The 21260-nt window shown below is 45.4% G+C and carries 17 protein-coding genes; all 17 read right to left on the bottom strand.

What is annotated here, in order from left to right; all coding sequences use genetic code 11:
* Positions 1–18: 18 nt before the first annotated feature.
* Positions 19–1392 (bottom strand): sigma-54-dependent Fis family transcriptional regulator, encoded by a 1374-nt coding sequence (locus HY960_06405; GenBank protein ID MBI5215368.1) that lies wholly within the window; start codon positions 1390–1392, stop codon positions 19–21.
* A gap of 2 nt (positions 1393–1394) precedes the next feature.
* On the bottom strand, positions 1395–2903 hold the full coding sequence (locus tag HY960_06400; GenBank protein MBI5215367.1) for a hypothetical protein: 1509 nt from the start codon (positions 2901–2903) through the stop codon (positions 1395–1397).
* A 97-nt stretch (positions 2904–3000) separates the two neighbouring features.
* Positions 3001–5232, bottom strand: a complete 2232-nt coding sequence (gene ccsA, locus HY960_06395; GenBank protein ID MBI5215366.1) for a cytochrome c biogenesis protein CcsA — start codon at positions 5230–5232, stop codon at positions 3001–3003.
* Positions 5233–5246: 14 nt separating this feature from the next.
* On the bottom strand, positions 5247–6728 hold the full coding sequence (locus HY960_06390; protein ID MBI5215365.1) for an ammonia-forming cytochrome c nitrite reductase subunit c552: 1482 nt from the start codon (positions 6726–6728) through the stop codon (positions 5247–5249).
* Positions 6725–7798, bottom strand: coding sequence for a cytochrome bc complex cytochrome b subunit (locus HY960_06385; protein ID MBI5215364.1), 1074 nt, complete (start codon positions 7796–7798; stop codon positions 6725–6727). Before HY960_06385 ends, HY960_06390 begins: the two co-directional genes overlap by 4 nt.
* Positions 7795–8247: a Rieske 2Fe-2S domain-containing protein gene (locus tag HY960_06380; protein ID MBI5215363.1), complete on the bottom strand. Its 453-nt coding sequence runs from the start codon at positions 8245–8247 to the stop codon at positions 7795–7797. Before HY960_06380 ends, HY960_06385 begins: the two co-directional genes overlap by 4 nt.
* 11 nt (positions 8248–8258) lie before the next feature.
* Entirely contained in the window at positions 8259–9755 is a 1497-nt protein-coding gene (locus HY960_06375; protein MBI5215362.1) for a NapC/NirT family cytochrome c, read from the bottom strand.
* A gap of 129 nt (positions 9756–9884) precedes the next feature.
* On the bottom strand, positions 9885–10082 hold the full coding sequence (locus HY960_06370) for a hypothetical protein (GenBank protein MBI5215361.1): 198 nt from the start codon (positions 10080–10082) through the stop codon (positions 9885–9887).
* 105 nt (positions 10083–10187) lie between these two features.
* Positions 10188–11909 (bottom strand): acyl-CoA dehydrogenase family protein, encoded by a 1722-nt coding sequence (locus tag HY960_06365; protein MBI5215360.1) that lies wholly within the window; start codon positions 11907–11909, stop codon positions 10188–10190.
* Positions 11910–11913: 4 nt separating this feature from the next.
* Positions 11914–12927 (bottom strand): electron transfer flavoprotein subunit alpha/FixB family protein, encoded by a 1014-nt coding sequence (locus HY960_06360; GenBank protein MBI5215359.1) that lies wholly within the window; start codon positions 12925–12927, stop codon positions 11914–11916.
* A 4-nt stretch (positions 12928–12931) separates the two neighbouring features.
* On the bottom strand, positions 12932–13819 hold the full coding sequence (locus HY960_06355; GenBank protein ID MBI5215358.1) for an electron transfer flavoprotein subunit beta/FixA family protein: 888 nt from the start codon (positions 13817–13819) through the stop codon (positions 12932–12934).
* Positions 13820–13934: 115 nt separating this feature from the next.
* A complete protein-coding gene (locus tag HY960_06350; protein ID MBI5215357.1) occupies positions 13935–14774 on the bottom strand; it encodes a cytochrome b/b6 domain-containing protein in 840 nt (279 codons plus the stop codon).
* A complete protein-coding gene (locus HY960_06345; protein MBI5215356.1) occupies positions 14767–16788 on the bottom strand; it encodes a hypothetical protein in 2022 nt (673 codons plus the stop codon). The genes HY960_06350 and HY960_06345 overlap by 8 nt, the downstream gene beginning before the upstream one ends.
* A complete protein-coding gene (locus tag HY960_06340) occupies positions 16781–19033 on the bottom strand; it encodes a cytochrome b/b6 domain-containing protein (protein MBI5215355.1) in 2253 nt (750 codons plus the stop codon). The genes HY960_06345 and HY960_06340 overlap by 8 nt, the downstream gene beginning before the upstream one ends.
* 26 nt (positions 19034–19059) lie before the next feature.
* Positions 19060–19608 carry a cytochrome C554 gene (locus tag HY960_06335; protein MBI5215354.1) on the bottom strand — a complete coding sequence of 183 codons (549 nt, stop codon included), beginning with the start codon at positions 19606–19608 and terminating at the stop codon, positions 19060–19062.
* 64 nt (positions 19609–19672) lie between these two features.
* Positions 19673–20179, bottom strand: a complete 507-nt coding sequence (locus tag HY960_06330; protein MBI5215353.1) for a universal stress protein — start codon at positions 20177–20179, stop codon at positions 19673–19675.
* Positions 20180–20517: 338 nt separating this feature from the next.
* Positions 20518–20754 (bottom strand): hypothetical protein, encoded by a 237-nt coding sequence (locus tag HY960_06325; GenBank protein ID MBI5215352.1) that lies wholly within the window; start codon positions 20752–20754, stop codon positions 20518–20520.
* Positions 20755–21260: the final 506 nt, after the last annotated feature.

The raw sequence follows: 21260 nt of genomic DNA, 5'->3' as shown, positions 1-21260 counted from the left end.
CCAACAGTGAGTTTTCACTCACTCGTGGGATGAAAGTCCGAACTTCTTCATCCTGTAACGAAGAGTGTCGCGGCTGATTTTCAGAAGGCGCGCCGCATGTGTTTGATTGTGATGTGTTTTTTCCAATGCCTGAACAAGCGCCTGCCGTTCCAATTCAAACAACGACGGACCGTCATCGCCAACACCAAGTAACGCTGCGTTTGAAGCAGGCGCTTTTTGAGGTATCATAAATTCGATGTGGTCATTCGTTATCAATTCGCCGTCGCCGAGCAGGATTGCCCTCTCAAGAACATTTTTGATTTCCCGAACATTGCCTCGCCACGGATGATGAAGAAATAATGTTTTCGTCTCATCCGATAATCCTCTGAACTGCTTATGAAATTTTGAGTTGAATTCTTCAATGAAGTACTCCGACAAGAGAATAACATCTTCTTCACGCTCACGAACAGGCGGCATCTGAATAGCGGCAACATTCAGGCGGTAATATAAATCCGGGCGGAACAGATTTTTCTCAATCAATTCTTCGAGCGGCTGATTCGTCGCGGCAATGATGCGGACATCAACCGTAATATCCGTCGTCCCTCCGACACGCTGAAACGTTTTCTGTTCAATCACGCGAAGCAATTTCACCTGAATCTTCGGAGCGAGGTCTCCAATCTCATCGAGAAAGATTGTCCCGCCGTCTGCAAGTTCGAACAATCCCTTCTTCTGCGTTTTTGCATCTGTGAAAGCGCCTTTTTCGTATCCGAACAATTCGCTTTCGATGATGGATTCCGTCAGTGCGGAAAAGTTCACCGACATCAGCGGCTTTTCTTTCCGCTCACTCAGGAAGTGGATTGCTTTCGCGGCGAGTTCTTTTCCCGTTCCGCTCTCACCGGTAATCAGAACTGTCGTTCCGCTGCTTTGTGCAATGCGGGCAATCTGCGAGAACACTTTCTTCATCGCAACAGATGAACCTGCCATCCCGCAAAAGCCGTTGATTCGTTCCTGCTCTTTCAGATAATGCGCAACCTGTCGCTTCAACCGTGTGGACTCAAGCGCTTTTTCGATGACCATCTTGAGTTCCTCCATGTTCACCGGCTTCGTGACATAATCGAATGCGCCTAACTTCATCGCCTGGACGGCAACGTCTGATTTGTCATACGCCGTAAGCATGATGACCGGAAGAATTTGTTCGCCATCTTTGATTTGATGGAGCAGGTCAATGCCTGTTCCATCGGGAAGTTTTTGGTCGAGAATAATTAAGTCCGGGTCATGCTGTTTGAACAATTCCAATCCTTCAGCAACATTCTGCGCCTCAAGAACGCTGAATCCTTCTTTCGTCAGTTCTGTCTTCAATGACCAACGAATCAATTTTTCATCATCAACAATTAAAATAGTTTCGCCACGCATTGCTACACTCGTTTTCCTTGCGGTAAGACAATCCTCACCGTCGTTCCTTTTCCGACTTCGCTCAATAGTTCAATCATTCCGCCGTGTTGTTCGATGATGCGTTTTGTAATCGTCATTCCCAAGCCCGTTCCCTTATGCTTCGTTGTGAAGAACGGCTTGAATACCTGATTCAAACATTCTTTTGCTATTCCTTTTCCCGAATCAGAAACCGTACACACAACGGCATTGTGTTCACGCACAGAAGATATGGTCACGCTTCCCGAACCTTCGATTGACTGAACAGCATTGAGCATAACGTTCCACAACACCTGCTGAATTTGTTTCTTATCAGCCGAAATATGATTAGTTTCTTCCGAAAGATTCAACGTAACAGCAATCCGATTCTCTCTGATTTGCTTTGAGAGCATTGAGTACGTTCGTTGGATGACTTCATTGACATGAACCTCCTCGAAGATTGGAGGAGTCGGTCGGGCATAACTGAGCAAATCCGTCACTGCGTGGTTGACACGTTCAAGTTGAACTTTCATTTCGGAAAAGATTTCTTTCCGTGCATCATCGGCTGGCAACTCGCTGTCAAATATCTGAACTGCGCCAAGCACACCGGCAATGGGATTCTTGATTTCATGTGCCATGCTTGCCGCCATTTCACCGACGGTTGCAAGACGGTCTGCCTGCTCGAGTTGTTTCTCATGCAGTTCATACAATTTTTCGTGCGCTGTATTCAGTTTCTCCACAAGTTTATTGAAGGTAAGTATCAGGTCGGTAATTTCATCCCGAGAAGCCGGAACGGGTAGTGAGGAGAACTTGACACGGTTCCCGCTTTCCACGCTTTCTATTTGTTTGTAAATGTCCTGCATCTGCGATTTCATTTTTGTTACAGGACGAACGACAAGAAACAGTAATGCGAGATACACAACGCCGCCAAGTCCGGCAAACATCACTACACTCATGATAATGTTCATTGTCCGATGTTGAATGCCGAGCGATTGGATATCTTCAATATTAATTTTTGAAGCAACGTAGCCCATCAATGACGGTGAGTTCGAATGGCATTTTAAACAAGCATCTTTCTTATAAATCGGGGTAAGAATATACTCGTACTGTTTTCCTCCTTCAACCACATCGAGGAATTTTTCGCCGGGTAACTCAGGTTTTTCCTGGAAGAGTTCTATGGGAAGACGCCGTGTCGTATCCTCAATATCCTGATTCAATGCTATCGAACCATCGGCACGAACGATGATAATTTCTTTTGCTTGTGTTGATTGTGAAAGTTTGACAAGCACTTCACGCACTTTGTCGTTATTCCCAATCAGCATTTCCTGTTCAAGCATTACTTTTCCAAACTCTGCAATGCTATGTGCTTTTGCATCCGCTTGTTGTGCTAACAACGAACGTCCCGTTTGCATTGCATAATACACAAATCCTCCACCAACGACACTGAGAACAAGAACGATAGAAGCGGCAATCTTTAAGTGAAGTGTCGGAAATATTTTGTCGAGGAACTGTCTCATTGACTTAATAAGATGGAGTCCACCTTTCCTATCAAATTATTTGCTCTTGGAATTTTCAGTTCATTTGTCAAAACAGGTGGACTCCATCTTTGTTTAGTTAACTACTTTCTTTGTTCGACAGTCTTCTCTTAAAGGCGATAATAGTTCCGGCGATGATTAACACAACACCGGTCCACACAACCATCATCAACGGCTTGATGCTGGCCTCGAGGAGTAATTCATATCCCTGCGCCGCATGGTCGTCTCCTTGAAGTCCATGAAATGAAAGGAGAATTCGTTTCTGCTCAACACTCATGTCCACCAACGTGATGACGGGATTTTGTATTCCTTTGGTCGGGTTGTGAAGTGGCGGCATTTCGGCAGGCGCGTATGATTGTTGCCCCTGCGCATCAATAACAATTGCCGGGGCGATTTCGTGTTCTGTTCCTTGAGCAGTAACCTTCAACAAGGCACCCACCTGCATCGAACCGGGCTGTCCATGTTCACCGGTCTGAAAACTCACAAATTGAATCTGATACCCGTTAAACTCTTTCGTTTCACCTTTCCCGATTTCCAACGTCGGATGTTCGTCACGTTCGTGCGGTGCTTTCATTTCCAACGGCGACAGGTACAAATCTTTCAATGGAAATACTTTGATGTCCGGCTCCCGCATAATGGATTGACTGTAATTGCTGAAATATAATTTCGGGAATGCCGCAAACGTATTGTTCCCGTCCTTCACTTCGAGACTGACTATCGGCTTTTCATTCTTATTCGGGTCTTCAATAAAATCTTTGAAGAGAACAGAGTATCCGAACACTTCCTTCGGCTCTCCTTGTTTGAGCATGATTTGTTTTGTCTCATCATAATTTCCTGAGCCGATTATCCCAATCAACATCAATGCAGTACCGATGTGCGTAATCGGTCCACCAAGTGTAAGCCAACCGGAACGATACTGTCGAAATGCTATAATTGAATTGCTGATGAGTGCAAATGCCGATGCGCCAACGAATGTGAGCAAGACTGCGGAAGTAACTCCGGCAACATACGCAATCACACAGGATAAGCCAGTGAGAATGAGTGGCATCGAGTAACGTTTCAGTAACGAAGATTTTTTTTCTTCCGACCATCCGAGAAACGGGGTGATGCCGAGAAGTAACGCCATCGCAATTGCGACAGGTAAGTTCACTTTGTTGTAGAATGTAATATCAACCTGCGATGCTTTGCCGACGAGACCGGTAAAAATCGGTGATGACATGCCCGCAAATGTGAACGCCGCCATTGCAAGCAACACATACAGACTCAACAGTAACGTCACTTCCCGATTCAAACTCGAAAAATTAAGTTTCGGCGATTGGATTTCGCGAAACCGTGTCGCCAGCAAACCGAAGCCCGCCGTGCAACCAAGAACCATGATGCCAACGAGGTAATTGTTGATTCCCAAATCTACAAATGAGTGGACGGAGAAATCTGCCAACACTCCGCTTCGTGTGAGAAACGTTGCATAAAGAACGAGCAGAAACGTAATGATTGCCAGAAACATGTTCGTCCGTTGCATTGCTCCTTTTGCCTTGAACAGTAACAGTCCGTGAATGAGCGCAAGCAAAGTTATCCATGGGACGAGAGAAGAATTTTCTACCGGGTCCCATCCCCAATATCCGCCCCAACCCAATACTTCGTACGCCCAGAAACCACCGATGATAATTCCTGCACCGAGCATGACCGTTGCGAATAATGTCCAGGCAAACCCGCGTTCGTTCCATGAATCATACGAACGTCGGACGAGCGCAGAGAGAACAAGCGCAAACGGGAAGAGTGTTGCCGCATATCCAACGAACAGAATCGGAGGATGAACAGCCATCCACGGATTCATCAAGAGCGGATTCATTCCTTGTCCGTCCGGCGGAACCTGCGATACCGTTTGAAACGGACTTTTCACAATCATCAGTAAATACAAAAACGCGGTAAAGACATTCACCACACCAAGTGCGATGTTGTCCCCGTTGGTTTTTGATTTCATGAAGACGAAGCCCATGATGCCGGTAAGCATCGCCCAAAACAAAAACGTCCCTTCCTGTCCTGCCCATAAGGCTGAGAAAAGATAGATGAACGGTTGGTCGAGCGAACTGTACTTTGACACGTACTCGTACTGAAATTGATTTGTGATAAGTAAGTACAACATCAAAAGTGATGCGACTATGCCTGCACCTGCCGAGACAAGAAAAAGCCGCTCAGCAATTGTCTTTCCTGGTTGCTGGCGTGCATTCTTTTTGCCTTCAACAAAATAGAATAATGCCGCGCCGAGTGACGATAAGAACGCTATGATAATGATGATTTGTCCGGGATTCATAAGTTAAGTTTCTGTTATTTCGATTTTGATTTATTAATACTCTGCCGTTGTTCGATACGTTTGATAGTCAGCCACAACGCAATACAAACAATGGTGATAATGAGCGTTGCAACACCCAATCCCCACCGACGGAAATAGAATTCATCAATTGCATCCTGTCCTTCGGTTGCAACCAGAGATGCAACATTCAATCCTTTTCCAACAACTTCACGGAATTTTTCTTCGCTGAACGAGTGAATCGCGGTGCGCGATTGCAACCGTGCTTGGTGTGCTTCCCGCAACTTGAATTTTGCATCCGAGACTTCCATCCCTTTTTGTTCGGCTTCATCTACCAGGGCGGCGGCGTGTGCTTCATTCATTTCCAAACTGTCAATTGCACTTCGCATCGCTTTCGCAACGATAAATCCTTTTTGATTTTCTTGTTCCGAATGACATTTACTGCATACCGCTTCCGATGTCACTCCAAGCAATTGATTGGTAGCATTCACAATTTCATGATTACTGTGGCATGTTTCACACTCAGGAAGTTGCCTCTCGTCGAACGCCTTCTTATGCGGACTGGCAGAGAATAAATCGGCGTTGAGTGCATGACACGTTCCGCAGACCTTGGAGATGGATTCAACACCCGGAGGCATCGCACCGTGATTACCATGACAATCGTTACAAGCAGGCGCGGCGATGTCGTGCTTTTCTAACAATGCTTTTCCGTGAACGCTTCGAGCATACTTATCGAATTGGTCGCTCGGAATATTATACTCTTTCATGTACTCAGCATTGCTGTGACAGTTCGAGCATGTTGCCGGTAAGTTTGCAGCGTAGACTGAGGACTTCGCATCCTTCGCCGAACGAATGTTATGACTTCCATGACAACTCGCACACTCGGCGGCTTTCGGGTCGCCTTTGGCGTTTAATGTTCCGTGTAAACTTGTTTGATATTTTTCCAATTGGTCAACCGGAAGCGACGGATTGTATGTCCGCATAAACGAAGCATCCGAGTGACATTTTGAACATGTTTTTGTGGCATTCAACGGATACACCGGCGAAGCAGGATTCTTCACAGAAACAATATCATGCACACTGTGACACGTCACGCACTGAGCAATATGTTCTTTCCCGGAAAGAGAAAGTTTTCCGTGAACACTTGTCTGGAGATGTTCCATTTGATTGGTCGGGAGCGACGAACCGAACGATTTCATCTTCTCTGCATCGGAGTGACACGTTGCACACGTTTTGGATATTTCATCACCCTTCGGTACGCCTTTGAATCCGGCGCTCACATCCATTGCCGCTTCCATTTCATCTTTGTTTTTATTTCCGCCATGACAATCGGCGCAGGAAATTCCTTTTGCAAAGTGAATGTCCTTCTTATACAACGATGATGGTTTATCGCCAAGTCCTTGATGACACACGACGCATTGGTCGTCTGCAAATACCACTCCGGTAAGGAAGAACATAGCCGCCACGCTCGTAAGGATAATCAATAATTTCTTTTTCATAGGAACCATCCCAAAGTTGTTAAGATGATAATATAGATGACAGCAAAAATTCCCAAGTAATTGACAAGTTTGTTCTTTTCGCCTTGTGCGCTCTTTCTATCCCAGAACGGAACGAACATCCACAACGCTCCTGCAAATCCGAATGCAAGAATGCCGAGGATTTCTCCATCTATGAATAACACTTTCGCCGGAATAAATTTTAATGTTTGAAACATGAACATGAAATACCATTCGGGTTTGATGCCGGCAGGTGCAGGTGCAAATGCATCCGCTTTCTTTCCCAATTCCCACGGAAAGAAGACTGCAAGAATTGCAAGAATGTTCAGGACAATCAACCAGAGTAATAAATCTCTCAGTAAAAAATTCGGGAAAAATGGCATCGTCTTTTCTTTAACGTTCGGGTCGAATCCTTCCGGTTCGCTCATTCCCTGTCGCTGAACAAGAACGAGATGAATGCCAAGTAACACGGTGAAGATTCCCGGGAAGACTGCGACATGAAATCCGAAGAACCGCGAAAGCGTTGCGCCGGTTACATCTTCACCTGCGCGGAGAAACATGAGTATCGGCTCGCCGATGACAGGAACAACTCCGGCAATGTCCGTTCCGACTTTCGTCGCGAAGAAAGCGAGTTCATTCCATGGAAGCAAGTACCCGCTGAAACCAAATCCGAGCGCCATAAAGAACATCAGCATACCAGTGAGCCATGTAATTTCTCTCGGCTTCTTGTATGCTTTTTCAAAATAGACGCTGAACATGTGAATCATCGCGGCAAGGACGAACAGGTTCGCCGCCCAACTATGAATCGAACGAATCAACCAGCCGAACTGTACTTTCGAGATGATGAACTGAATGCTCTCGAACGCAAGTTCTTCGCTTCCTTTGTAATAAAGTAACAGCATGATTCCTGTTATTACTTGAATAATAAACAGGAAGAGGGACACACCGCCAAAGTAATACCACACAGAGTGGCTGTGGATAGGAACATATTTCTTTCCCATAAACTGAACGAGGTCTTGAAGTTCAACCCGTTCATCAATCCACGAATAAAGTTTTGATAGTTTCTGTTTCATGATTTCTTCGAAATGAGTACCTCCTCTCCTTGAGTAATGACGCGGTATTCTTCAAGCGGGCGCGGTGGCGGACCGCCGACATTCCTTCCTGTCAAATCATACGTTCCGTTATGACACGCGCACCATAACATTCCTTTATCTTTGTTGTACTGAACGGTACAATCGAGGTGCGTGCATGTCGCATCGAAGGCGCGGAGTTCATCTTTCGCCGAGCGAACGAGAATAACCGGCTTCGACCCGAATTTGATAATCGTACCGCTCTCTTTCGGTATGTCGGCAAGTTTTCCTGCTTTCACACTCGATACTTCCACTTCCGGTTGTATCGGTGGTTTGAGATACGCTAAGATGGGATATAAAACCGAACCAGCCCACGCGACAAGTCCGCCCGTAAGGACGTACTTGAGAAAACTGCGCCGCGGCTGTTCAGTCGGTTGAGGTTGTTCTTGCATACTGTTATTCCTTATTGATTACTATTATGACAGTCAGAGCAATTCATTTCCTTCCACGCATCACCGATGTCAACAGGATGCTGGTAGTCCACTCCGCCTAATGATATACGCAATGTGTCCTGCTCGAACTTTTGTGCGAGAATTGTATGACACGTGTTGCAATCTTTTGATAACACTTTTCCTTCCGGTGTAACATGTTTTCCGTCGTGACAACGGAAGCACCCCGGATAGTAGAGATGCCCAATATTATTGTTAAAGTTCTTCCAGTTCACTTTCATTTCCGGGAAGTAATTTCTGCTGAAAATTTTCTGCACCTGAACAATCGTACTGTCAATCTGTGGTTTCATCGAAACGACAACTTCGGGATAATTTTCTTTGTAATAATCATTGATGTATAGTTTGATGCTATCAAGTCCGATTTGTTTTGTCGTGTAGGGAAGTTCTAACGCTTTCACCGCAATACTTTTCACATTCGGAATTTTCGGGTCAATCCATCCGAGCGCCATTATATGATTGACTGAACGAGCTGGCGGATGATAAATATGCGTCGGACGATTGTGGCAATCGATGCAATCCATTTTTCGTTGAAACGATTTTGCAATCGAATCATCACTGACGGTTATTTCCGTACTCCGGTAAATCGTCTCTTTTCCATCCGGTGTTCGCGAACGAATCCATGGAATGATGAGCCGTTCACGGTCGAGCGCAGCGTACGTAACTTCATGAGAGATATTCATGTGCCAGTGGATACCGGAGGTCGGTCCTGCTTCCACATTGCCGCCGCCAATTTTCATCAAATAATTCAATGTCCACTTCGTATTCTGTTCATCGGAAAGGAAATATGTATTCTCATGCTGTTTCTCGCTGAAGAAATGTTTGGGCCAATGGCACTGCTCGCAGGTCTGCTGAGCCGGGCGAAGGTTTTCAATCGGTGTCGGAATCGGTTTCGGATATTTATCGAACAAGACCGAATAAACCTGATAACTGCCGGACAATTTCGACTTCACAAAATAACTCGCGCCGGAACCGATATGACATTGAACGCATCCAACTTTTGCGTGTGGTGAAAATTGATATGCTGTGTATTCCGGCTCCATGACTGTATGACATGTTTCGCCGCAAAACTCATCTGATTCCGTGTGCTCGTACGCTTGAAAACTGGTAAACCCAATCACGGAAAGCATAAGAATCGTTCCGATGGAAACCCATGTAAATGCTGTTCGATGTCGGGGGTTGTTCAAATCTATCTGCGGTAAATGCAATCCATGCGGCTTTCCTAAGCGTGCTCTCCGATGTTCACGGAAGATTCCGAAGAAAATCATTCCAAGACCAATCATGAGAATGAACGGCAGGAGAACAAACGTAAAAATACCCATATACGGGTTTGGATTTTCCGCTACGGATTCAAGAACAATCATGAAGATGATAAGTCCAACGCTCACGCCGGCAACCATAGTGCCGATGAGTGTCATGAGGTTGTAAAAAGAACTTGGGAAGATTCGTTTCATTTTTTATTTAGTTGATGGTTGTCGGTTTGTTGTTGTCAGTTATTTTTTATCATTCGTCATTGGTCAATAGTCATTAGTTAGTATAAGGTGATTAACGAAACTCACCACTAACCATTCACAACTCACGTATCAATAGGTAATTGTTGTTACTTCAATCAACTCTGCCTGAGCATCATGCTCTTTGAGAAAATGAATGAACTCGGAGTTATGATACTCCTGATGGACTTTTTCAAAATCCTGCAAAAGCTGCCGGATTCGTTTCTGTTCGAACGTCGTTTTAATGTAATTGATTTTTTCTTCGTCGTCGTATAATTTGTAGTAAAACATTTTCATTTCCTTGTTTACAGTCTTGTTTTTAGTTTGTGGTTACAGTTTTCCGGTTTCAAGAATCAAGTATCTTTAATCTTCAATCCTAAATCATTAATTGTAAATCTACACAAGTATCTTCTCTGCATGGAGCAAATCCGAGAACAATTCGTTCTTAATTGCTTCAACATTCTTCCGTGCATTCGCTAAAGCGGTGACAATATAACGATTAGCAATAAATACTTTTCTCGGCTCTTTCTCTGCTTCATCAAGCAACAAATAGCCGATGTATAAATAGCTGTATAATTCAACCAAATCTTTCGCCGCAACATCCTGAAAACTTGTCTCTTTTTTATCAAGAACATATTTCAAGCAATCAAGAAAGAGTTGGCGGATTTCTTTTAAATGATTGGCAAGCTTTGTCAAGCCTGTTTTGTATTCCCGCTTTTCTTTTTCATCGAAATACTCACCCATAACATCGTTGATGACACCGCCGCTTGCCGCAACAATCTGCATCTGAGAGGTTCCCTCGTAGATGTTCGTGATACGGGCATCCCGTGCAAGCCGCTCAACTCGAAATTCTTTCATGTATCCCGTTCCGCCGTGGATTTGCAATGCGTCGTAGGTAATCTTGTTTGATGATTCGGCAAGCACAAACTTTGTCATTGGCGTCAGCAGGTTAGCAATCTTCGTTACCTGTTTCAAGCGATTGTTTTCCTCAGCGAATGATTTCCCTTCCGCTTTGAGTTTTTCAATCAGGTCTTCGAGTTTTTCTTTTTCATCTACACACTTTGCTGTGCTATAAAGAAGAGAGCGATTACTTTCAAGCATCACCTTCATATCAATCAACATGTTTGAGATGACCGGAATGTTGTAAATTGCCTTGCCGAATTGTTTCCGTTCTTTCGCGTACTTCACTGCTTCCTCATACGCGGCTTGGGAAATTCCCAATGCTTGTGATGAAACTCCCATACGTGCGCGGTACATTAAATCCAAAACATATTTAATCAATCCGAACTTCCGACTACCAACTAATTGCGCGGGAGTATCGTTGAACTGAAGTTCACATGTCGGCGAGCCGTGAATACCGAGTTTATGTTCAATGCGTCGCACAACCACAGTTTCATCGCCGTAGCAAACAAACATGCTCAAGCCGCGTCCATCTTTCGTTCCTGCTTCCGAACGAGCGAGGACAAGAAGCACTTGCGCATTGCCGTTGGTGATGAATCGCTTCACACCGCGCAGAAACCATTTTCCCTGTTCGTTTTGATAGGCAGTCAGTTTCACTGCTTGCAAATCCGAACCTGCATCGGGTTCCGTCAATGCCATTGCACCGGTGTGTTCACCGGAACTGATGCGCGGGAGGAATTCCATCCGCTGGTCTTCGTTTCCGAACTTCCGGATTGTGTCACCGATATCCTGCAAACCAAAAATGTTCATCAGCGAGGCATCGGCGCGGGAAACCATTTCCACCGCCATCATATAAATTGAGAAGGGAAAATTCAAACCGCCATACGTGCGCGGTAAAATCATTCCCATCAAATCCGCCTGAGAAAGTTCCTGAAGATTTTTCTGTGTGCCGGTAGCATACGCTACTTTTCCATCGTTGAAGGACGCACCATCGTTGTCAACATCGGCGGCACGCGGCGCGATATAATTCCCGGCAATGTCCCCCACCACTTCAAGCACCTTGCGATAATTTTCCATCGCATCTTCATAATTGATTGGGGCATAATTGAATTGCTTTGATTGCTCGTAGTTGTCTTCCGTGAGCGAAACGATTTCTTTCAATTCAAACTTGTTGAAGTGAAACTGAATGTCAGGATTCTCTGTAAAAAAATTCGGCATAGACTTACTTCAATCTGCTTTTGTATGCTTCGATAAATTTCGGGATGACATCCATCGCATCTCCGACAATTCCGTAATGGCTGACTTCAAAAATCGGCGCGTCCGGGTCGGTGTTGATGGCGACAATTTTTTTTGCCTCCGACATTCCTGCACGGTGTTGAATCGCACCGGAAATTCCGATAGCAAAATATAACTTTGGTCGCACGGTGACACCGGTCTGTCCTACCTGCCGTTCGTGCGGAATGAATCCTGCATCCACGGCGGCCCGGCTTCCGGCAACTTCGCCTCCGATTGTGTGTGCAAGATTTACCACATGTTTAAAATTCTCTTTCGTCCCGAGTCCGTATCCTCCGGCAACAATAATCGGAGCGGCTTTCAAATTCACTTTGCTTTCTTCGCGATGCTGTTCGACTAAGGTTATGAGATTATCAATCTCATTCGGCACGTAGGGAATTTCAGTAATCTTCACCGGCTTCGGTTTTTCAACCGCGTGCATTTCCATCACGCCCTCACGCACCGTCGCCATCTGAACGTGAACATCCGGCGTGATAATCGTTGCGATGATGTTGCCGCCAAACGCCGGGCGAATCTGCAACAACAAGTCATTAAATTTCTTTCCAAGATATTCTACTTCGGAAATCTTCAACTCTGTACAATCGGCAGTCAGTCCGCTTCGCGTGTGCGATGCAACTCTCGGCGCCAAATCCCGACCGATGATAGTCGCGCCGAACAACACAACTCTCGGTTGATGCTGTTCGACAAGTTCGTTCAATATTCTATTGTATGGCATCGTCCGGTAATGCTTCAACTCAGGATGATCAATAAGCATTGCATCATCTACGCCAAACTTGAACGACTCAATAGCGATACTCTTCACATCATTCCCGATAACAACCGACTTGAGTAATCCCTTCATGGTGTCGGCAAGTTTTCGTCCCTTGCTCAACAACTCGAGACTCACATCAGCGGGCTTTCCGTTGTGCTGTTCTATAAACACCCAAACTTCATTCTTCTTCATCTTATCATCCGAAAATATGGTCTTCCATCAATTTATCAATCAGCATGTTCATCCCGATTTTTGTATTTTCGATTCGCACATGGTCGCCGCCTGCAAGCACCACCGACTCAATGCTATACACTTTTGTCGGCGAACCTTTGACACCGCATCGTTCAACATCCACATTCAAATCGTCCGTTGTCAGGGTCGGGAGGAACAGTGAACGCAGTTTGTATTCATGAACAAGTTGGTCGCTGTACAACAACGAATTTCCTTCTGCTAATTTTTCCAACTCGAGTAGTGTCTTCGCCCCCTTGTATGCCATCACGCGCTTTGCACTGAACGGTCTCGGTTCTGCCGCATCTTTAATGACCGTGACAAGCACCGGCAATGTACATTCGAGAATTTCATATCCGCCTTCAATCTTTCGTCTAATACGCGCCTTCCGGTTTTTTACATCAAGTATTTCTTCCGCGTAAGTAATTTGCGGAATGTTTAACTTCTCCGCCGTCTGTGGTCCGACCTGAGCGGTATCTCCATCAATTGCCTGCCGACCGGCAAAGACAAAATCATAATTCCCGATTTTCTTGATTGCTTCACTCAATACGTACGATGTTGCAAGGGTATCCGCTCCGGCAAATTTTCTATCGGTGATGAGATACGCTTCATCCGCGCCCATGTACAAACATTCGCGCAGAACATCGGAAGCACGCGGTGGTCCCATTGTTATCGCCGTAACTTTGCCGCCAAATTTATCTTTAATCTGCAGCGCAAATTCCAGAGCAACTTTATCTTCAAAGTTAAAGATAGCCGGAAGTTTCGCACGGTTTACCGTGCCATCTTCCTTCATCACCTGACCGGAGATATTCGTCGTGTCAGGAACTTGCTTTACTAATACTATTGAATTGTACATCTTTTGTTTTTGCAACTTGTTATTTGTTATTCGTCATTGGTCATTGGTCATTAGTGATTCGTGAGTGGTGAGTTGATATTTTTTTACTGATTACTCACCACTCACAACTACCCACTCACCTATATGCAAATAGCATAGCGTAAATAATCCAGATGACGATACTGAATCCGACCGTCAATGCTGTATAACCAAACACGCGAACAGCCTTGATAACGATTGGCTGATACGGTTCGACTAAATAATTTTCCAACTCACCACTCTTGACTAATGCTTCGTACTCAGCCGGCTTGTCATGTTTGAATTCTTCCAGGTCCATTCTTCCGGTAAACACAACCAAGTCCATCGGAAATTTTTCGGGACGGAGATGCGTGTTGAAGAAATGCACGGTGAAAATAAATCCGACTGCCAGCAACGCTTCATCACTATGAATGATGGTTGCAATATTCAGAAAATACCCGGGGAGAACGAGCGTAAAGATTTCAGGGAACCAGAGTGTCAGCCCGGTTGAACCGATGACAAATATTCCCCAGAACACAGCAAAGTAATCGAACTTTTCCCAATACGTCCATCGTCCGAATTTCGGTCGAGGACCTTTTCCAAGAAACCATTTGATGGAGCCGATGAACTCCTTTAAATCATTCCGGTTGAACATCATTGAGTCGGGACCAAATATAAGTTTGCGCCACGTTTTATCTTCCCGCTTTTTCATCTTGAACAATTCAACAATGTGCGCAACAAAAATTCCGAACATGAACACCGCCGCTAACCGATGCACGTACCCCGCCGATTCAAACCCGCCAAACAAATGAGCGAGAATCACCGCCCACGTTGTATAAGAAAACTTCAACGTCATTCCGGTCAGTGCAAGACTCATAAAACTCACAATCATGACGATGTGGAGAACACGATTAAGACGGATGAAACGGAGAAACTGTTTTCCATTTCCGTTAGCCATTGTTCTCTCCTTCCTTCTTCGTAGTAGAATCTAATTGTTCCGTTTGTTCTTTCTCTTTCATCATTGCTTTTTGTCTCATCTCCCGTTTCATTTGTAACGCTCGCGGCAACCAGAGCAATGTGTGAATGCCGCCAAACACGAATGTTCCAATCAACAGTGAAGTCATTCCCCAGAACGTCCAGAACAGGAGCGGATATTTCTCCGGGTCGTGGTGCGTTGCGTGTGTCAGGTATCCGGCAAATCTTCTGTTCGCTCCTTCATGGCACTTCTGGCAAGTCCCGACAACATTATCATGGCTCAAATGCGACTTTGGGTCAGTTACCGGCAAGATGTCGTGCGCACCATGACAATCATAACACTTCGCCGTCTTTGTATAACCAAGTTGAGAAACTTTTCCGTGGTACGTGTCGAAATACGTTTCGGTAATCTCTTCATGGCATCGCCCGCACTGTTGCATAATTTCCAATTTGAATCCTTGCTCATCTGCTCGCTTGATAGTGTGAGCCGTATGGCAATCGTTGCAAACAGGTTTCCGTTTACCGTTATCCGAAATCTTTTGAGCATGAACACTTTTTTCAAACTGTTCCTGAATTCCATGGTGACAATTGCCGCACGTCTTTGGCAAATTATCCGGGTTCACACTCGATGCGGAATCGCTCTTCGGCAACACGTTATGCGCCGTGTGACAATTCGTACAGGTCGCCGTTACGGTCAACCCGCTCTTCATTAATCCCTTGCCGTGAATGCTTTCCGTGTAATGCTCGATAATTTCGTGTTGACTTCCCTTGTACTTTCGCGTTGCCTTCTCTCCTTCACGATGACACTCAGCGCAAAGATTCGGAATATTGGTCGCGAAGATGGGAGAGGTCGGGTCCGTTTTTCCTTTGACTGTATGTTCGCCGTGACACTCTTTACATGTCGGTCCGTTCGGATCGTTCTTTGCAGTCAGTTGCCCGTGCATACTTTTTTGATATTGCGTCCCGACTTCCGCATGACACGATGCACAATCAACTTTCTGTGTAATCGTTTCGCACGGACGCACGCTCGAAGCATTCACTTCCGAGTGACATTGACTGCATGACACTTTCGCGTGTTTCGATTGCTTCACATGCGTGAAATCTACATACAGCGAGCGACCATCCTTCGTGGACTTCACATCCTGCTTATCGTGGCACCGCATACAATCGCTGTCTGCCATCCCTTGCGAGTAGAATACTTTCCGTACTTTGTGCGGTTGGTGACAATCAACGCAGGCGGGCAGAACATGCGCTTGCTTCTCCCACAATTCTCCTTTGATTATTTTCCGGTGAACCTGCTCAATCTGCGCGTGGCACTTCGTGCAGGTGTTGGCAATTTTATTTCGCGAGATAGAGGAGTTGTTATCCGTATGGGGGAGAATCGAATGAGAAGTATGACAGGATGCGCAGTTCGGCGCGACGATTAACCCTTTCCTGAGCAATCCTTCGCCATGGATACTCTCGGAAAAATTTTCGATGATATGGTCCTGATGAATCTCCCGCTGTTGCTGAACTTTCGTTCCCTCCTGATGGCACTTGCCGCACGTGAACGGTATCTTCAGGGGCGATGTCGGAGAATTGCTGTTCGATGCGGAAAGAATTTCATGGTTGCCATGGCAGTCTGAACATTTCGGTGCAAGAGCGTCCCCTCGTTGAATCGCTTTGCCGTGTAATGATTTTGCATGTTGAGTTTGTTCATCGGAGTGACAGTTTCCGCAGTTCACCGCTTTCAAATCATCTTCGTGCGGTAATTCTTTTCCTTCCACATCACTATGGCAGGCAACACACGAAAGCGATTGATGAACAGAGTGAGAAAGTTTTCTCTCATCAACAAAAACAGAAATTGTTTTCCCCTTGCGTGTGCCTGTCGCGGATTTATCCTCGTGGCATGTCAGGCATTCTGAATTTTCCTGCGCAACGGTTTTACCGATAAAGAACAGAACAAAGAAAAGAACAAACAGGATTGATTTGAAGAAGAACTGTGTAGGTTTATCCATGCACTGTTCCTTCTTCTTTTTGTTTGATTGTCTTACTGTTTCCCGCTTCTCCCTTTCCGTTCCCTTCATTCTCTACAAGTTCATCAAGCATTTGCTTCCGTTTGATTTCTTCCAGTTCGCGGGGATGCTCTTCGAGCATTTCCGTTTCGGTCAACGTTCCTTTCCAGAATGCAAGGTTGATGGGATACGTATCGGGATTAAATATCACAAAGTAAAAATGCCAGACGATAATTGCCAGTGTTGCAAGCCATGCTTCATAGTAATGAATGGTTCGGGAAATATCATAACCGAGTTTTGTGAAGATACCGATGAATGTATTATCAAACCACATGATGAAACCCGTGACTGCCATGACAATCGTTCCCCAAATCAACGCCCAGTATTCCGCTTTTTCGATGTAACTGAAACGACCGAGTTTCGGTTTCGTCGGGGAAAGTCCGAGATTGTATTTCATGATTCCGATTGCTTCCGTTGCATCCTGCAATTTCGGGAACAAATCTTTCACCAACTGACGACCTCGTTGCGTGAACGAGATATAATAGAGATGATACAAACTCGCCACGGTCATAATCACCGCGGCGATACGATGAATCCAACTTCGCGCGGCAAATACATCATCGCTAATACTTCTGATTGCCTGTACCCACCACGCGTCCGGGAACCGCAACATGAACCCTGTAATGACAAGCAGGAAAAAACTCATCACTAACGCTACGTGCTGAAGTCTTTCATTCTCCGTCATCCGAAGATAGAGTGCGTGCCCGTGATGTTCTTCTTCAATCAAGCCGCGTCGAATCATCAGTTTCCGTTTTGATTTCTTCACGAAGTCGAGTCCGTTGTGGATGAACATTCCGCCGATGGTTGTGAAAATCAGAATAAGGTACCCTGTTGCAATCCAGTATAATATCGGCTCATCCGCCTTTGCTTCGGTTACATGAACCGAACCGACAGCAAACCGTTCGTTCGCTCCCGGGTGACACTTACCACACGTCGTTGCAAGGTTGGCTTTGTAAATGGTAGATGTTGAATCGCTTGATGGTTTGATGTTGTGCGAGCCATGACAACTTGCACAGTTTGCAACTCCAACCGAACCACCTTGTAATGCAAGTCCATGATAACTATCGGAAAACGTTGTAAACCGGTCGTTCGAAAGTCCATACTTGGCAGATAATTTCAATGAACTATGACAAGGCGAACAAACTTGTTGAGAAAGATTTTTTATCGCAACGGGAGAATTCGGGTCTGTGTGTTTTAGAATATTATGTTCGCCGTGACAGTTCGTACATGCCGGCGCATCCTCCACTCCTTTGAGCAACGCCATTCCATGAACGCTTTCTCCAAATGCTTTTGCCACATCACCATGACATTTTGAACACGTCTCGGCTAAGTGCATCTTGTTCACAGTCGCCGACGGGTCAAGTCCGACTTTCATGTCATGACTTCCGTGGCAATCAATACAGGTTGCGGCCTTCGCGTTTCCGCGTTGCAGAGCGGCGCCGTGGACACTCTGTTCATACGCCGCAATAAATCCGGCGGAAGGAGAAGTGTTCGACCGAACATTCGCATCATCTAGATGACAGGAGAGACAGAGTTTCTCTTGTGCTATTTTGAACTCTATGGAATCCCGTTCGCCGTTCACTCCGATGATATTGTTTTGATGACAACGAATGCAATTGGGTGCGCCCGTCACTCCTGCCGCCGCCGCTTTCCCGTGCGCGGACTCTGCAAAATGTTCTTGAACATCGGAATGACACTCGCCGCACGATTCGGTCAACTTCGTTTTGGAAAATTTCGAGTCGGGGACGTTCGGAGAAACGACATTGTGCGTTCCATGGCAATCTTTACACCCGACATTCGGAGTTTGTTTATTTTTGATTGCCTCCGCCAACTGCGGATGAAACGGATGTTTCACCGGCGCTGACTGATGGCAGGTTAAGCAATTTATTTCTGTAATTTTTTCTTTGTGCGGAACATTATTCGGGTCGAATTTCGTATGACACGCAACGCAGACAAGTTTTTTGTGGGGTGAATGATTGAGAACATTTTCATCTACATATAATGAAACCTGCTTACCCTCCGACTCTTTGGAAAGAGATTGGTCGCTGTGGCAGGTTAAACAATCTTCACGTGTCTGGCTGAAAAGAACATGGTGTGTACTGATAAGGAGGATGAGGAACCATCCGAGGGTAACAAGATTTTTGATTTTCATATCATAAAGAACCTGTCCGCTATCCACCATGTTCATGATAGCGGACAGGCATTGATTCTGATTTACTTTGCTTTAGGTACGTCGTGTTTAATCTTCGCCCACATTTCAGCGAACTTAAATTCTTTGAACGTCGGGCTTTTGTCGTTGTGGCATGTTTTGCAAAATGCTTCAATCGCTTTGTCGTCTTTGAAGTCTGTCATTCCGGCTGCAACTGCTTTTGCATGGTCTTTCATCGTTGCCATCGCTTTGTACGCCGAACCTGCACCATGGCATTTTTCGCACTGTACGCCTTCTTTGGCATCGAATCCTTTATCAAGCAATTTCGCATCTGCTGTTACGGTATGACATTCGAGACACTCGGGTGATTCAGCCGCCGGCTTCTTCAATCCCTTTTTCTTTGCAATCTCGTTTGCCGCATCCGAAGTCAACACTTTGTAGGCTTCCGCATGTTTCGATTTCTGCCATACACCGAACTGATTTCCGGATTTGTCCGCTTTGTGGCACATCGAACATTGTTTTACACCTACATATTTGTTATCGGCTGCTATACCCGGTGTGACAAACATTGCAACACACGCAAGCACAACAACCGTCAGAATGAGATTTTTCATTCTTTCTCCTTGTGTATTATTCATGAATAATATGTTTTGTTTTACCTTAAACACTCTTTGTTCCTTATTGATAATGATTCATATGAAGTTGTTCTTCCACATCATACTCATCAACGTATCCGCTTTGCATTTCCTCCGGCTTCACTGTCAGGACGGGAACGCTTGAATACCGGACAACGCTTTCCGCAATACTCCCCATCAATATGTGTGCGAATCCGGTCCGACCGTGTGTCGCCATAATGATGACATCGAACTCTTCATCCGTTGCATAATGAACAATCTCTTTCGCCGCGTTTCCCCGCCGCACGATCGGGATAATTCCCTTCACGTTCGGCAGTTTGTCTGAAATAAATTCCCGTAACTCCTGTTCCCCCTCATCTTCAGCATCACGCAATAGCGTTTCTGAATGTAAATCAACAGAATGAAAAGCCAATACCGATGGGTTCTCCACGACGTGAATCATATAAATCTTCGCATCATAAATTTTCGAGAACGACGTGGCATACTCCATCGCCGCAAGCGAGAAGTCTGAAAAATCAGTCGGTACTAATATTTTATTGATGAATTTCATGGTTTTTTTCCTTCATTCTCTGAAGATTTATGTTTGTACTACTGATTCAGCAACAATAATGCCATGCAAGACTGTGTGAAATAACCCATATAATATATCTCTATTGTTGAAAATATCAATGCTGAGAAGTCGTTCTCAGCCATGAAAGGTTGGTATTAAATTGATGGAAGGATAATAATCGCCCCTCTCCCCGTATTGAAAGTTTCAACACAGGGGACAACCGAGCATCGTTGGACTATGCTTTTTCGTAATCGTGGAAAAATATTTCTCCCCTCTCACACGAACAAGCGTACGTGTTCCTCAACAATTGTCGGCAATTCTATTCGAATAGAAATAGCCTAATGCTCTGTTTCTTTGTTTCTCTTCTCTGCGCCAAGCGTCGGCTGACGGAGAATCCGGTCGAGTGTAGATAGTTCAACTTTAAGCGAAGCGATTTTTACCTGTTCATCCCTGTACGTTGCATCGTGTTCCATCGAATAGATTAAATGATGGAGAACAGAACGTGAGTGCATCAACTTCACCAAGCGAGCATTGTCCGAATTCCCTTGCGGAGAAGAACCATAAACCTGATTCATCAAAAAAAAATGTAGTTCAAATAATCACAGGAAAATGTGCAATCGTTATGCCATGCACAAACAACATACAAGAAGAGCAACATGACGCTTTCAAAACAAATCAAACAAAAAGCAGTGTACAATTTCTCGACAGTCCGTTTCGTATTTCATTAGTGACACACTTGCATAGCCTCGCAACCGAAGTTCTCTCGGAATCCTGATAATCTAATAGATTTGTCTTCGTGGCGATGCCAGTTGTACAAGGGCGTTTTCGTAATGGTTGAAGGTGGACTTTCTCCGTGGTTATATTTGCAAGATTCCGTTGAGCGTTTGAGGATGTCCGTAGCGCAGTTGCTAGAGTTCGTGACGCAGTTACGGGAGTCCGTAGCACAGGTACGGGTGTCCGTGGTACGGCTACGGGTGTCCGTGGTACGGCTACGGGTGTCCGTGGTACGGCTACGGGTGTCCGTGGTACGGCTACGGGTGTCCGTGGTACGGCTACGGGTGTCCGTGGTACGGCTACGGGT

The sequence above is a fragment of the Ignavibacteriota bacterium genome (assembly GCA_016212665.1).
Taxonomy (GTDB): Bacteria; Bacteroidota; Ignavibacteria; order UBA10030; family SZUA-254; genus FW602-bin19.
Note: the sequence above shows the minus strand (reverse complement) of the source record. Positions and strands in the feature narration are given on the sequence as shown.

Bases quoted from the DNA above. Each gene is read 5' to 3' on its own strand.
- HY960_06405 (MBI5215368.1), bottom strand. From the start codon at position 1,392: ATGCGTGGCGAAACTATTTTAATTGTTGATGATGAAAAATTGATTCGT.
- HY960_06400 (MBI5215367.1), bottom strand. From the start codon at position 2,903: ATGAGACAGTTCCTCGACAAAATATTTCCGACACTTCACTTAAAGATT.
- ccsA (MBI5215366.1), bottom strand. From the start codon at position 5,232: ATGAATCCCGGACAAATCATCATTATCATAGCGTTCTTATCGTCACTC.
- HY960_06390 (MBI5215365.1), bottom strand. From the start codon at position 6,728: ATGAAAAAGAAATTATTGATTATCCTTACGAGCGTGGCGGCTATGTTC.
- HY960_06385 (MBI5215364.1), bottom strand. From the start codon at position 7,798: ATGAAACAGAAACTATCAAAACTTTATTCGTGGATTGATGAACGGGTT.
- HY960_06380 (MBI5215363.1), bottom strand. From the start codon at position 8,247: ATGCAAGAACAACCTCAACCGACTGAACAGCCGCGGCGCAGTTTTCTC.
- HY960_06375 (MBI5215362.1), bottom strand. From the start codon at position 9,755: ATGAAACGAATCTTCCCAAGTTCTTTTTACAACCTCATGACACTCATC.
- HY960_06370 (MBI5215361.1), bottom strand. From the start codon at position 10,082: ATGTTTTACTACAAATTATACGACGACGAAGAAAAAATCAATTACATT.
- HY960_06365 (MBI5215360.1), bottom strand. From the start codon at position 11,909: ATGCCGAATTTTTTTACAGAGAATCCTGACATTCAGTTTCACTTCAAC.
- HY960_06360 (MBI5215359.1), bottom strand. From the start codon at position 12,927: ATGAAGAAGAATGAAGTTTGGGTGTTTATAGAACAGCACAACGGAAAG.
- HY960_06355 (MBI5215358.1), bottom strand. From the start codon at position 13,819: ATGTACAATTCAATAGTATTAGTAAAGCAAGTTCCTGACACGACGAAT.
- HY960_06350 (MBI5215357.1), bottom strand. From the start codon at position 14,774: ATGGCTAACGGAAATGGAAAACAGTTTCTCCGTTTCATCCGTCTTAAT.
- HY960_06345 (MBI5215356.1), bottom strand. From the start codon at position 16,788: ATGGATAAACCTACACAGTTCTTCTTCAAATCAATCCTGTTTGTTCTT.
- HY960_06340 (MBI5215355.1), bottom strand. From the start codon at position 19,033: ATGAACATGGTGGATAGCGGACAGGTTCTTTATGATATGAAAATCAAA.
- HY960_06335 (MBI5215354.1), bottom strand. From the start codon at position 19,608: ATGAAAAATCTCATTCTGACGGTTGTTGTGCTTGCGTGTGTTGCAATG.
- HY960_06330 (MBI5215353.1), bottom strand. From the start codon at position 20,179: ATGAAATTCATCAATAAAATATTAGTACCGACTGATTTTTCAGACTTC.
- HY960_06325 (MBI5215352.1), bottom strand. From the start codon at position 20,754: ATGAATCAGGTTTATGGTTCTTCTCCGCAAGGGAATTCGGACAATGCT.